At 47.4% G+C, this 308-nt stretch carries 1 protein-coding gene; it reads left to right on the top strand.

The genetic code is table 11. From position 1 onward, the window contains the following. Positions 1-36: 36 nt before the first annotated feature. The coding region (locus NLF92_RS12745; RefSeq protein WP_254102576.1) for a hypothetical protein at positions 37-308 on the top strand (272 nt) is incomplete at its 3' end.

Raw genomic sequence — 308 nt, forward strand, 5'->3', positions numbered from 1 at the left:
GTGTCTTTACGAGGCCTCGAGGCCGAAAATGTATATATGGACTTCGGCGTTCAAGGGTGTGAAGACATCGTCTGGCTTAACGAGATCACGGTGCAAGGCGTGGTTTCCATTGGCGGCACTTTTTACAACGACATTGAAGTCATAGGAAATCAGGATGATGAAACGGATATTCAACGAGGCCGAATTGGGGCGATGTATATAGGTTGTGAGCTTAACGCGACTGAACCGGCCAACGCCACCTCGATACAGGCAAAACTCGCGATTAAAAAATGCGATGTCGGCAGGCTAAACATAAATAATACTGCCAT

The organism is Opacimonas viscosa (assembly GCF_024199005.1).
Taxonomy (GTDB): Bacteria; Pseudomonadota; Gammaproteobacteria; order Enterobacterales; family Alteromonadaceae; genus Opacimonas; species Opacimonas viscosa.